This is a genomic window from Pseudomonas paracarnis, assembly GCF_904063055.1.
Lineage (GTDB): Bacteria > Pseudomonadota > Gammaproteobacteria > Pseudomonadales > Pseudomonadaceae > Aquipseudomonas > Aquipseudomonas paracarnis.
This window is the reverse complement of record NZ_CAJFCN010000005.1, coordinates 344898-358160: the sequence shown is the minus strand read 5'-3', so window position 1 is coordinate 358160 and position 13263 is coordinate 344898. Positions and strand designations below refer to the sequence as shown.

The 13263-nt window shown below is 62.2% G+C and carries 13 protein-coding genes; all 13 read left to right on the top strand.

All coding sequences use genetic code 11. From position 1 onward, the window contains the following. Positions 1–27 precede the first annotated feature (27 nt). The 13 genes from JMV15_RS13815 (at position 28) to urtD (ending at position 13134) form a co-directional block, all read left to right on the top strand. A complete protein-coding gene (locus JMV15_RS13815; protein WP_019818283.1) occupies positions 28–1233 on the top strand; it encodes a bifunctional cobalt-precorrin-7 (C(5))-methyltransferase/cobalt-precorrin-6B (C(15))-methyltransferase in 1206 nt (401 codons plus the stop codon). Then, positions 1230–1955, top strand: coding sequence for a cobalt-precorrin-6A reductase (locus tag JMV15_RS13810; RefSeq protein ID WP_038448707.1), 726 nt, complete (start codon positions 1230–1232; stop codon positions 1953–1955). The genes JMV15_RS13815 and JMV15_RS13810 overlap by 4 nt, the downstream gene beginning before the upstream one ends. Before the next feature lie 56 nt (positions 1956–2011). Further along, entirely contained in the window at positions 2012–2344 is a 333-nt protein-coding gene (locus JMV15_RS13805) for a type II toxin-antitoxin system RelE/ParE family toxin (RefSeq protein WP_019818285.1), read from the top strand. 5 nt (positions 2345–2349) lie between these two features. Then, positions 2350–2673: a helix-turn-helix domain-containing transcriptional regulator gene (locus tag JMV15_RS13800; protein ID WP_014716718.1), complete on the top strand. Its 324-nt coding sequence runs from the start codon at positions 2350–2352 to the stop codon at positions 2671–2673. 468 nt (positions 2674–3141) lie between these two features. Then, entirely contained in the window at positions 3142–3534 is a 393-nt protein-coding gene (locus tag JMV15_RS13795) for a DUF2946 domain-containing protein (protein ID WP_003188156.1), read from the top strand. A gap of 47 nt (positions 3535–3581) precedes the next feature. After that, positions 3582–4064 (top strand): copper chaperone PCu(A)C, encoded by a 483-nt coding sequence (locus tag JMV15_RS13790; protein ID WP_032904022.1) that lies wholly within the window; start codon positions 3582–3584, stop codon positions 4062–4064. A 10-nt stretch (positions 4065–4074) separates the two neighbouring features. Next, a complete protein-coding gene (locus JMV15_RS13785) occupies positions 4075–4476 on the top strand; it encodes a DUF2946 domain-containing protein (RefSeq protein WP_032873444.1) in 402 nt (133 codons plus the stop codon). Between the two features lie 93 nt (positions 4477–4569). Beyond that, positions 4570–6630, top strand: a complete 2061-nt coding sequence (locus tag JMV15_RS13780) for a TonB-dependent copper receptor (protein WP_038448703.1) — start codon at positions 4570–4572, stop codon at positions 6628–6630. Between the two features lie 118 nt (positions 6631–6748). After that, positions 6749–8110, top strand: coding sequence for a PepSY-associated TM helix domain-containing protein (locus tag JMV15_RS13775; RefSeq protein ID WP_038448701.1), 1362 nt, complete (start codon positions 6749–6751; stop codon positions 8108–8110). A gap of 194 nt (positions 8111–8304) precedes the next feature. After that, the gene (gene urtA, locus JMV15_RS13770; protein WP_003188149.1) at positions 8305–9570 is read left to right on the top strand and encodes an urea ABC transporter substrate-binding protein; all 1266 of its coding nucleotides are present in this window, start codon (positions 8305–8307) and stop codon (positions 9568–9570) included. A 164-nt stretch (positions 9571–9734) separates the two neighbouring features. Beyond that, the gene (urtB, locus tag JMV15_RS13765; RefSeq protein WP_032904025.1) at positions 9735–11237 is read left to right on the top strand and encodes an urea ABC transporter permease subunit UrtB; all 1503 of its coding nucleotides are present in this window, start codon (positions 9735–9737) and stop codon (positions 11235–11237) included. Further along, on the top strand, positions 11237–12304 hold the full coding sequence (urtC, locus tag JMV15_RS13760) for an urea ABC transporter permease subunit UrtC (RefSeq protein WP_034126400.1): 1068 nt from the start codon (positions 11237–11239) through the stop codon (positions 12302–12304). Before urtB ends, urtC begins: the two co-directional genes overlap by 1 nt. Further along, positions 12301–13134 (top strand): urea ABC transporter ATP-binding protein UrtD, encoded by an 834-nt coding sequence (gene urtD / locus JMV15_RS13755; RefSeq protein WP_014716710.1) that lies wholly within the window; start codon positions 12301–12303, stop codon positions 13132–13134. Before urtC ends, urtD begins: the two co-directional genes overlap by 4 nt. Positions 13135–13263 lie beyond the last annotated feature (129 nt).

Genomic DNA, 13263 nt, shown 5'->3' with positions numbered 1-13263 from the left:
CCGTCGGATGTCGTTCAAGGAATTGATATGTCGCCCTGGCTGACGGTTGTAGGCATCGGTGAAGACGGCTTCAAAGGCCTGGGCAGGAATGCCCGGCATGCCTTGCTGCGCGCCACGCGGATTATAGGTGCTCAGCGCCAGTTGGACCTGCTGCCGCAGTGTATTGGTGGCGAGCGCCAGCTGTGGCCGAGCCCGTTTTCCCTGGAGCCGGTGTTGTCGCGGCGTGGAGAGCCTGTGTGCGTATTGGCCAGTGGCGACCCGATGTTCTATGGCGTCGGCGCCAGCCTGGCCCGGCAAGTGGCGGCTGAGGAGTTGACGATTTTGCCAGCGCCCTCGTCGGTATCCCTGGCGGCGGCGCGCGTGGGCTGGCCGTTGCAGGAGGTGGTGACATTGTCGGTAGTGGCGCGGCCATTGGCGGCAATCAACGCGCATTTGGCCAGTGGTGTGCGCTTGTTGGTACTGAGCAATGATGGCAGCAGTCCCGCCTTGATTGCTGCGTTGTTAACCGAGCGCGGTTTTGGCCCCAGCCGCATCAGTGTGTTTGAACACCTGGGCGGCCCGGCTGAACGGCGTATCGACGGGCACGCGCAAGCGTGGGAGCACATTACGGTTGCCGATTTGAACCTGGTCGCCATCGACTGCCTGGCGGATGCGAACGCACCGCGTCTGTCGCGTCTTGCCGGCTTGCCGGACTCAGCCTTCAAACACGATGGCCAACTGACCAAGCGCGATGTGCGCGCCATGACCCTCGCCCGCCTCGCGCCCATGCCGGGCGAACTGTTATGGGACGTGGGCGCGGGCAGTGGCTCCATCGGTATTGAATGGATGCGCACCCATCCCAGCTGTCGTGCCTTGGCGATTGAAGCCGACACCGGCCGCCAAGGCCTGATCGAACACAACCGCGACGCCCTCGGGGTGCCCGGTCTGCAACTGATTCGCGGCAAGGCGCCGGAGGCGTTAAGCGGCCTGGAAACACCAGACGCCATCTTCATCGGCGGCGGCGTCACCCGCGACGGCGTGCTCGATACCTGCTGGCAACACCTGCGCCCCGGTGGCCGCCTGGTTGCCAATGCCGTGACCCTGCAAAGCGAAATGACCTTGATGAACTGGCGTGCCGAGCATGGCGGCGAACTGACCCGCATCCATGTGGCCCAGGCGCAGCCCTTGGGCGAGTTCGATACCTGGCGCCAGGCGCTGCCGATCACGTTGCTGGAAGTGATCAAGCCGCTATGAAAAGAATTCTGCTGCTGGGCGGCGTCACGGAAGCGCTGGCCATCGCCCGCACCTTGGGGCCTGAACACGTCTACAGCCTGGCCGGCGTGGGCCGCGTACCCACCGACCTCACCTGCCAGGTGCGGGTCGGCGGCTACGGCGGTAGTGAAGGCCTGGCGCAGTTTGTACGTGCCGAACGCATCAGCCTGATCCTTGATGCTACGCACCCGTATGCGGCGCAGATCAGCCGCAACGCGGCCGAGGCTGCAAGGGCATGCGGCGTACCTTGCTGGGCATTGCGACGCCCGGCGTGGCAGCCACAGCCGGGGGATGACTGGCGGGAGGTCGACGACTGGGCCGAACTGGTCGAAGCGCTCAAACCCTTCAAGCGCCCGCTGTTCACCTTGGGTCGCGAACCCTTGCAGCACCTCGACGAAATCCCCGCCGAGCAGTTCTGGACCTTGCGCGCGCTGGATGTGTATCCGGGCAACAAGCGCTGTGACGTGATCGGCGCACGCGGGCCGTTCCTCATCGAGGACGAGCGGGCGTTATTCGAAGAACGGCGAATTGATGTGCTGATCAGCAAGAACAGCGGCAGCACCGCCACCGAGCCGAAGCTGGAAGTGGCGCGTGAGCGGGGGGTGCCGGTGTTGGTGTTGAAGCGGCCGATGTTGGCTCAAGTAGATAGGGAATTCCTGTCGTCTGAAGAAACACTCAGCGCGTTGGCAAACTTCACTCGATGAGTCAGGATCGCTCGCTTGCTTGATTAGTAACCTATTTGTTACCTTCAGGACGGCTAATGATTGAGATCGAAGAATACCAACGCGACAACGATTCCAGTCCGTTCGATGAGTGGTTTTCATCCTTGAGTGTCCCAGCGGCAACTCGAGTTTCAACCGCTTTAGTTCGGCTTGAAACAGGCAACACCAGCAACATCAAGTGGTTCGATGGGCTAGGCGAATACCGTATCGACTGGGGACCCGGCTTGCGAATCTATTTGATACGAGAAGGACATCGATTAATCATCCTGTTCGGTGGTGGTGATAAGTCCAGTCAAAAGCGCGATATCAAGGTCGTAAAGTCGCTGATTAACGAGTATCAGCGTGACAAGAAATTGAAACAAAAGAGGTGACCAGCATGGCGCTTACCCGTAGCTACAAACACACCATCGCTGAACGTGCCCAGCGAGACCCTGCATTCGCCCAAGCGCTTCTCGACGAGGCCGCTACGCTATTTCTCAATGGCGAGCCGGAAATCTCTCGCGTGATCCTGCGTGATTTAGTCAACGCCACAGTAGGCTTTGAAGGCCTTGCGAAACAAACCGCCAAACCTAGTAAAAGCCTGCACCGAATGCTTTCGGCCAGCGGCAACCCCAGCATGGATAACCTTGCGGCGATTTTTGCCGTGATTAGAAAAGCCCTGGGTGTCGATATGCAGGTCCACGGCGTACCCGCTGCATAATTTGGGAGCGGGCTCGCTCGCGAAGGCAGTGTGTCGGCCAAAACATCCAGCGACTGACACACCGCTTTGCGAGCAAGCCCGCACACACTTTGGAATTGCGTTATCAAATGACGGTAGTGGATCAGCCAGCCAAGGCGCTAGCTCAATCAACTGCGCAACCATTGGCTGGAAAAAGCCCTATACCTGACTTGATCGTTCCCACGCTCCGCGTGGGAATGCATCCTGTGACGCTCCGCGTCACGGCTTTAAAAGCGGACGCAGAGCGTCCAACGCGGCATTCCCACGCAGAGCGTGGGAACGATCAGCCCGCCTGGTACGCTGCGTCCCTTCTGCAAAATTGGCAAGCGGCCGTTCTCGTCTATCCTCAAACCCACCACTGCGACACCAAACCACACCCGCCCTTTTTACTTATCCCCCCCGATCAGGCTAAATACCCGCCTGATCGTTTAACCCTACGGATTATCCGCCATGGCCCGTCAACGCTTTGCAATTGCCTGGATCGCCTGCCTTGCAGTGCTGTTCAATGCGTTTGCCATGCCGTTGGCCAGTGCGATGCAGCAGACGGATGACCCGATCAAGCGTCTGATGTGGGGCGGGTTCTGTTCGTCCAATGGCGCGAGCCTCAAGGCGATTGCCCTGGGCAAGCTGGAAATCCCGGCGCCGCCGGATGATCACTCGGCTATGCAGCATTGCTGGTGTTGCTCGGGTTCGGCGCCGTTGGTGGCGTTGCCAGGGCATGTGCCGCAGTTGTATGTGACGCGCTTCGAGGCGGTGCAGAGCCTGCCGCCGCGCTTATTGCGCAATCCCACCCCGCGCCAGCAATGGCCAAGCCTTAACCCCCGCGCCTCTCCAACGGTCTGAGCTTCTTCGCAAGTGAACTGCGTTTAGAACCGTTCTGGAGAACTGCCATGCTTAAATCTTCCCTGCTTCTGGCCGCGTTGCTGCTGCCGGTGTTCAGTGCTGCCAATGCCGATGACTACAAGGCCGGCGACTTGGAGGTCAGCAATCCCTGGTCCCAGGAATTGCCGCCGAATGCGCCCACCGTCGCGGCGTACTTTGTGATTCACAATACTGGGGAGACGGCAGATCGCCTGCTCAGTGCCGAGACGCCCTTGGCGGAGAAAGCCGAATTGCATGAGCACGTAATGCAAGGCGACCTGATGAAGATGCAACAGGTGCCCAACGTGGACGTACCAGCCAAGGGTGAACTGACCTTCGCGCCAATGGCCTATCACGTCATGCTGCTGGGCCTCAAGGACCGCAGCCTGCTCGCCGATGGCAAGCAATTCCCGCTGACCCTCACCTTCGAGAAAGCCGGCAAGGTCGAGGTGCAAGTGTCGGTGCATAAAGCGCCACCGATGGCTGGCCACGAGCATATGCACGCTCAGTAAGCCAACCTCGATGGGCGCTCCTCGCGCCAGGTTGTCTCCCCACTACCGCGTGAAGCGCGGCAGTTGGATCAGCCTGTTCGCCATGCTGATGATCTTTATCGGTCCGCTGATTTCCCAGGCGATGCCGATGGATCATCACGCCGGTATGTCCATGGAAATGCCCATGGATATGCCGAGCGACCACGGTGAATCCCATCACACCCAAGCTCCAGCCGAACACCACGCACTCTGGGCCAAGTGCGGCTATTGCGACCTGCTATTCAGCTGCCCGGCCCTGCCCGGCAGTGTGTCGTTCGTGGCCCTCGGCACCCCGCCGCCCGCCAACGCCCTCACACCCGCCACGCGCCTGGGCCATGCCCGGCAGAGCATCTTCCCCGGCGCCCGTAGCCGTGCGCCGCCCATCGTTTCGTAAGCCCTTCACAGCGTTACTTCACCCCGGCCGACTTTAGACAGACAGCCGCAGGCTGCTGGCCGTGTTGTTTACGATTGATTGATGGAATTTGTCATGTCCAGGTTTTCTGCTGACACCCGTTTGGGAAGTACTGCCCTGCTCACCGCCTTATGCGGCGCACTATTGGCTGCCCACGCTCACGCCGACGAGCATGAGCTGAGCCCCACCGTCATCACCGCGATCGCCCCCAGCTCACCGCTGACCGTGGTCACCAACCCCAAAGACCCTCGCCAACCGGTGCCCGCCAGCGATGGCGGCGACTACCTCAAGACCATCCCCGGCTTCGCCCTGGTGCGCAACGGCGGCACCAACGGCGACCCGGTGCTGCGCGGCATGTTCGGCTCGCGCCTGAATATCCTCACCAACGGCGGCATGATGCTCGGCGCCTGCCCGGGCCGCATGGATGCGCCAACTTCGTATATTTCGCCGGAAACCTACGACAAGCTCACCGTGATCAAAGGCCCGCAAACCGTGCTCTGGGGCCCGGGCGCGTCTGCCGGCACCATCCTGTTCGAGCGTGAGCCGGAGCAGTTCGGCGAGCTGGGCACACGGGTCAACGCCAGCGTATTGGCCGGCTCCAACGGGCGTTTCGACAAGGTCATCGATGCCGCTGCCGGCGGGCCATTGGGCTACGTGCGGGTGATCGGCAACCAGGCCCATGCCGACGATTACAAGGACGGCAACAACGACACCGTCGCCTCGCGCTATGACAAGTGGAACGGTGACGTGGCCGTGGGTTTCACGCCCGACGCCGACACCCTGCTGGAACTCACCGCCGGGCGTGGCGACGGCGAGGCGCGCTACGCCGGGCGCGGCATGGACGGCTCGCAGTTTCTGCGCGAAAGCCTGGGGCTGCGTTTCGAAAAGTCCAATATCGGTGAGGTGCTGGATAAGGTCGAGGCCCAGGTCTACTACAACTACGCCGATCATGTGATGGACAACTACAGCCTGCGTGTCCCTTCGGGCACCGGCATGATGGCGGGCCCCATGGCGTCCAACGTCGACCGCCGCACCCTTGGCGCACGCATCAAGGCCACCTGGCGCTGGGCGGATGTGCAATTGATCAGCGGCCTGGATGCGCAGACCAATGAACACCGTGCGCGCAGCAGCATGGGCATCGACACGTATAAGGATTTGCCGCGCAACAAGGACGCCAATTTCCACAACTACGGTGTGTTCGGCGAACTGACCTGGTACGCCGCCGACAACGATCGCCTGATCACCGGCGCGCGCTTGGACCGCGCCTCGGCCAAGGACTTCCGTCAACGCACCGGCTCGGGAATGATGTCGCGCCCGAACCCGACCGCCGGCGACACCCGCGCCGATACATTGCCCTCGGGCTTTGTGCGTTATGAGCACGACCTGGCGGACAGCCCCACCACGCTGTATGCCGGCCTGGGCCACGCGGAACGTTTCCCGGATTACTGGGAGCTGTTTTCCCCCAACACCGGCGCGGCCGGTTCGGTGAATGCCTTCGACGGCGTGAAGCCCGAGAAAACCACCCAGCTCGACTTCGGTGCCCAGTACAAGAGCGCCGACCTGGAAGCCTGGGTGTCGGGCTATGTCGGCCAGGTGCGCGACTTCATCCTGTTCGACTACAGGCCCGGCATGATGGGCACCACCTCCCAGGCGCGCAATGTGGACGCACGCATCATGGGCGGCGAACTGGGCGCAGCGTACAAGCTGAGCCAACACTGGAAAGCCGACGCCAGCCTCGCCTATGCCTGGGGCAAGAACAGCAGCGACGGCAAGGCCCTGCCACAAATGCCACCGCTGGACACGCGCCTGGGCCTGACCTACAGCGAAGACGATTGGAGCGCTGGTGCGTTGTGGAGGGTGGTCGCGGCGCAACACCGTATCGATCCAAACAAAGGCAACGTGGTCGGCAAGGACTACGACAAGAGCGGCGGCTTCGGCGTGTTCTCGCTGAACGCGGCATACCGCATCAACAAGCACTTCAAGGTCAGTACCGGGGTCGACAACCTGTTCGGCAAGGCTTATGCCGAGCATCTGAATCTGGCCGGTAACGCAGGCTTCGGTTACCCAGCCAACGACCCGCAGGCCATCAAGGAGCCGGGGCGTACGCTCTGGACCAAGGTGGACATGAGCTTCTAAAAGCATCGCAGGCAAGCCAGCTTCCACAGGTGGATTACAGTCCCCTGTGGGAGCTGGCTTGCCTGCGATGACGGTGTAACAGACCAAGAAAAATCAAAAGCCTTATGCGGAGCAGCCGATGACCACACAAAAAATTTCCTTCTACAACCTGGCCTGGCGCTGGCACTTCTACGCCGGCCTCTTCGTCGCCCCCTTCATGGTGCTGCTGGCCCTCACCGGCATCATCTACCTGTTCAAACCCCAGCTCGACCCGCTGATGTACGGCCATCTGCTCACCGTGCCCGCCGCCGAACACGCGCTGAGCGCCGACGAGCAACTGCAGCGCGTCCAGGCCGCCTACCCCCACGCCGCGATCAGCAAATACCTGCCCCCTGCCGACGCCACTCGCAGCGCGCAGTTCGTGACGCGCAACGATGCCCACGAAGTGACGGTGTTCATCGACCCCTATCGCGGCACCGTCCTCGGTGAGCAGGACGCAAACAACAACCTGCAAGCCATCGTCCGCGCCCTGCACGGCGAACTGATGATCGGCACCGTGGGCGATCGCCTGATCGAATTGGCCGCTGGCTGGGGCGTGATGCTGGTGGTGTCCGGCCTGTACCTGTGGTGGCCGCGGGGCAAGTCCTCGGCCGGCGTGTTATGGCCGCGCTTCGGCAGCCGTGGCCGCTTGTTCTGGCGCGACCTGCACGCTGTCGCCGGGTTCTGGGGCGCGGCGTTCCTGCTGGTGATGCTGCTCAGCGGCATGACCTGGACCGGCTTCTGGGGCAAGCAATACGCCGACCTGTGGAACACCTTCCCAGCCGCGATGTGGAACAGCGTGCCGCAGTCCGACCAGCAGGCCCGTGTGCTCAACACGGCCACCCAGCAAACCGTGCCCTGGGCCCTGGAAAACACGCCGATGCCAATGTCCGGCGACCACGCCGAGCATATGAATCACGGCGCAATGCACACAGGTCCGGCCGCACCCACGGTGCGCCTGCAACAGGTGGTCGACCTGGCCAACGCACGCAAGGTCGAACCCGGCTACAGCATCACCTTCCCCACCACTGCCACCGGTGTATTCACCGTCGCGGTGTTCGCCGACGACCCGCGCAACGACGCCACCCTGCACGTGGACCAGTACACCGGCAAGGTCCTGGCCGATGTACGCTGGGATCATTACAACCTGGTCGCACGCGCCACCGAGACCGGCGTGATGCTGCACGAAGGCAAGATGTTCGGCTGGGTCAACCAACTGATCGTGCTGGTGATCTGCCTGATGATTCTGCTCAGTGCGGTCAGCGGCGTGGTGATCTGGTGGAAGCGCCGGCCCCAGGGTGGACTGGGTGTACCGCCGCTGCGCCACGACCTGCCCAAGTGGAAAACCGCGATGGCGATCATGCTCGGGCTGGCGATCATTTTCCCGTTGGTAGGGGCTTCGTTGGTCCTGGTGTGGGCGCTGGATCGCTTGCTGCTGTCACGCATTAGCGCAAACGCCTGAAGCATTGTCGCCCAACGCCCTCTTTTGAAGCCTGCCGTGCACCCAACGGCCTCCGTGGCGCCAACCTGGTGCGCCACGGAGCGGCTTTACCTCCCGAACCCGCCGGTAAACCCGTGTCTGGCGTAGCAGGCACAGCCCTTGCAAAGCCCTGTGTATCTGCCCCACAACAATTATCGGTACACGGAGATCGCACCATGAAGCGTCGCAGCTTGATCAAGGCTTTCACTTTGTCGGCATCCATTGCCGCCATGGGTTTGACCTGGACCGTCCAGGCCGCCGAGACCATCAAGGTCGGCATCCTGCACTCGTTGTCCGGGACCATGGCGATCTCCGAAACCTCGCTCAAAGACATGGCGCTGATGACCATCGACGAGATCAACGCCAAAGGCGGGGTGAACGGCAAGATGCTCGAACCGGTGGTGGTAGACCCAGCGTCCAACTGGCCGCTGTTCGCCGAGAAAGGCCGCCAACTGCTGACCCAGGACAAGGTCGCCGTGGTGTTCGGCTGCTGGACCTCAGTGTCGCGTAAATCGGTGTTGCCGGTGTTTGAAGAACTCAACGGTTTGCTGTTCTACCCGGTGCAGTACGAAGGTGAAGAGATGTCGCCCAACGTGTTCTATACCGGTGCGGCGCCGAACCAGCAGGCGATCCCGGCGGTGGAATACCTGATGAGCGAAGAAGGCGGCAGCGCCAAGCGTTTCTTCCTGCTCGGCACCGACTATGTGTACCCGCGCACCACCAACAAGATCCTGCGCTCGTTCCTGCATTCCAAAGGCGTGGCGGATAAAGACATCGAAGAGGTCTACACCCCGTTCGGCCACGCCGATTACCAGACCATCGTCGCCAACATCAAGAAGTTCTCCGCCGGTGGCAAGACGGCTGTGGTCTCCACCGTCAATGGCGACTCCAACGTGCCGTTCTACAAAGAACTGGCCAACCAAGGCTTGAAAGCCACCGAGGTACCGGTGGTGGCGTTCTCGGTGGGTGAAGAAGAACTGCGTGGCATCGACACCAAGCCGTTGGTGGGCAACCTCGCGGCCTGGAACTACTTCCAGTCGGTGGAAAACCCGGTGAACCAGAAGTTCGTGGCCGACTGGAAAGCCTACGCCAAGAAACACAACCTGCCGGGCGCCGACAAAGCCGTGACCAACGACCCGATGGAAGCCACCTATGTGGGCATCCATATGTGGGCGCAGGCGGCGGAAAAAGCCAAGTCCACCGACGTCGACAAAGTGCGTGAAGCCCTGGGCGGCCAGACCTTCGCCGCGCCGTCGGGCTTCACCCTGACCATGGACAAGACCAACCACCACCTGCACAAGCCGGTGATGATCGGTGAGATCCAGGCCGACGGGCAGTTCTCGGTGGTGTGGCAGACCGAAGCGCCGATTCGTGCACAGCCGTGGAGCCCCTACATCCCGGGCAATGACAAAAAGCCGGACTATGCCGTGAAGAGCAACTAACGCCCCCACAGCTCGAATGTGGGACATGGTCACTGTGGGAGCTGGCTTGCCTGCGATGCAAACAACTCGGTGTGCCTGACACACCGCAGCGATGCCATCGCAGGCAAGCCAGCCCCCACACAGCCTGCTCCCACACTGTCCCCGCATGATCAGGACATTTTGCTATGCCCACTGCCCTCCACCGCCTCATCCTCGCCGTGCTGCTGGTGCTGCCCTTTGGCGCACACGCCAGCGACGCCGAAGACTTCCTTGCCGCCAACCCGGTGCAGCAAGCCAAACTCCTGCAGGACTGGGCCGCCCACCCCGACCCAACGCGTATCGAGTTGGTGGACGCCCTTGAGCAAGGTCAACTCATGCTCAACGGCGAAACCAAGACCGTGCGCCTGAACAACCGCCTGCGCGGCTTGATCAATAACGTGCAAGCCAGCCAGCAACTGCTCGCCGCCGACCCCAAGGTGCGCCTGGACGCAGCGCGCACCCTGCAAAAAAGCGCGGTGCCTGCACAACTTAAATTCCTCGACCAGCAGGTCGCCGCCGAAACGGATGAGCAGGTGCACAGCGCCCTGAGCCTGGCCCTGGCCAACCTGCAATTGGTCGACCCCGACCCGGTGGTGCGCCTGGCAGCCGTGCGCTTGCTCGGCAGCACCGGCGACCCGCTGGCCCGCACGCGCCTTGAAGCGCTGCTGGCGCCAGGCGTGGAAGCCGACGCCGCCGTGCACACCGCCGCTGAAACCAGCCTGGCCCAGGTCAAACGCAAACTGATGATGGGTGAAATCCTCGGCCAGGCGTTCAGCGGCATGTCCCTGGGCTCGATCCTGCTGTTGGCGGCCCTGGGCCTGGCGATCACCTTCGGCCTGCTCGGCGTGATCAACATGGCTCACGGCGAGATGCTGATGCTCGGCGCCTACTCCACCTATGTGGTGCAGTTGATGATGCAGCGCTATGTGCCCCAGGCCATCGAGTTCTACCCGTTGATCGCGTTGCCGGTGGCGTTTTTTGTCACCGCGGCCATCGGCATGGCGCTGGAACGCACAGTCATCCGTCACTTGTATGGCCGCCCACTGGAAACCCTGCTCGCCACCTGGGGCATCAGCCTGATGCTGATCCAGCTGGTGCGCCTGGTGTTCGGCGCGCAGAACGTCGAAGTGTCGAACCCGGCCTGGCTGTCTGGCGGCATCCAGGTACTGCCCAACCTGGTGCTGCCGTACAACCGCATCGTGATCATCGCCTTTGCGCTGTTCGTGGTGGTGCTCACCTGGCTGCTGCTGAACAAGACGCGCCTGGGTCTGAACGTGCGCGCCGTCACCCAGAACCGCAACATGGCCGCCTGCTGCGGCGTGCCCACCGGGCGCGTGGACATGCTCGCCTTTGGCCTCGGCTCCGGTATCGCAGGTTTGGGCGGCGTGGCGCTGAGCCAGATCGGCAACGTCGGCCCGGACCTGGGCCAGAGCTACATCATCGACTCGTTCCTGGTGGTGGTGCTCGGCGGCGTCGGCCAGTTGGCCGGCAGTGTCATGGCCGCCTTTGGCCTGGGGATCGCCAACAAGATCCTCGAACCCCAGATCGGCGCCGTGCTCGGCAAGATCCTGATCCTCGCGCTGATCATTCTGTTTATCCAGAAACGCCCGCAAGGACTCTTCGCACTGAAAGGACGGGTGATCGACTGATGAACCAGCCATTGATGCTTACGGCCACGCAAAAGGCCGGCCCCAAGGTCACGATTGCAGTCGGTGCAGTCATCCTGCTCCTGCTGCTGGCGTTGCCCCTGTGCTCGCTCTTGTCTGCCGACAACCCGCTGCATGTGTCGGCCTACACCTTGACCCTGGTGGGCAAGATTCTCTGTTACGCCATCGTCGCCCTGGCGCTGGACCTGGTGTGGGGTTACGCCGGGATGTTGTCCCTGGGCCACGGTTTGTTCTTCGCCCTGGGCGGCTACGCCATGGGCATGTACTTGATGCGCCAGGCGGCAGGCAGCGAGTTGCCGGCGTTCATGACCTTTTTGTCCTGGACCGAATTGCCCTGGTACTGGGCCGGCACCGACCACTTCCTGTGGGCGTTGTGCCTGGTGGTACTGGCCCCCGGGGTGCTGGCGTTGGTGTTCGGTTTCTTCGCCTTCCGCTCGCGAATCAAGGGCGTGTATTTCTCGATCATGACCCAGGCCCTGACGTTCGCGGGGATGCTGTTGTTCTTTCGCAACGAGACCGGGTTCGGCGGCAACAACGGCTTTACCAACTTCCGCAGCATCTTAGGTTTTGGCATCACTGAACCGGGCACGCGGGCGGTGTTGTTTTTCGCCACGGTGTTGTTGCTGGTGGCCAGCCTCTACATCGGCTGGCGCCTGGCGAAGAGCAAGTTCGGGCGCGTGCTCACCGCCCTGCGCGATGCCGAGAACCGCCTGATGTTCTGCGGTTACGACCCACGCGGTTTCAAGCTGTTCGTGTGGGTCTTGAGCGCAGTGTTGTGCGGCCTTGCCGGTGCGCTGTATGTGCCGCAAGTGGGCATCATCAACCCCAGCGAAATGTCACCGACCAACTCCATCGAAGCCGCCGTGTGGGTAGCGCTGGGCGGGCGTGGCACGCTGATCGGGCCGCTGCTCGGCGCCGGTGTGGTCAATGGCATGAAGAGTTGGTTCACCGTGGCCTTCCCCGAGTACTGGCTGTTCTTCCTGGGGGCGCTGTTCATTATCGTCACCCTGTACCTGCCCAAGGGCGTTATCGGCCTGCTGAAGAAATGAGGAACGTCATGCTTGAACCTATTTTCGACGCAGGCAGCGGCCGCGATGCGATTGGCATCGGCCAGGTCGCGGGCAAAGGGCTCAACACCCGCCACGGTACCATTCTGACCCTGGAAGATATCAGCGTCAGCTTTGACGGTTTCAAGGCCCTCAACGACCTGAACCTGTACATCGGCGTTGGCGAATTGCGCTGCATCATCGGCCCCAACGGCGCGGGCAAGACCACGCTGATGGACGTGATCACCGGCAAGACCCGGCCCAGCCACGGCAAGGCCTGGTTTGGCGAAACCCTGGACCTGACGCGCATGAGCGAAGTGCAAATCGCCCAGGCCGGCATCGGGCGCAAATTCCAGAAGCCCACGGTGTTCGAAGCCCTCAGCGTGTTCGAAAACCTGGAGCTGGCGCAGAAGACCGACAAGTCGGTGTGGGCCAGCTTGCGAGCGCGCCTCAACGGCGAGCAAAAAGACCGCATCGAGGAAGTGCTCGACACCATCCGCCTCACCGCCTCGGTGCATCGCCCAGCCGGTTTGCTGTCCCACGGCCAGAAGCAGTTCCTGGAAATCGGCATGTTGCTGATGCAAGACCCGCAACTGTTGCTGCTCGATGAACCAGTGGCGGGCATGACCGACGCCGAGACCGAGTTCACCGCCGAACTGTTCAAGCGCCTGGCCGGCAAGCACTCGTTGATGGTGGTGGAACACGACATGGGGTTTGTCGGCTCGATTGCCGACCATGTGACTGTGTTGCACCAGGGCAGCGTGCTGGCCGAAGGGTCGCTGGAACAGGTGCAGGAAAATGAGCGGGTGATCGAGGTTTACCTCGGCCGCTAACGCTGACACGAACGGCTGTATGTGGGAGCTGGCTTGCCTGCGATAGCGGTTTACCTGACACACCGGGTCGCCTGCATCGCAGGCAAGCCAGCTCCCACAGTTGATCCGGTTCCCGCAGGGGGATTGAGG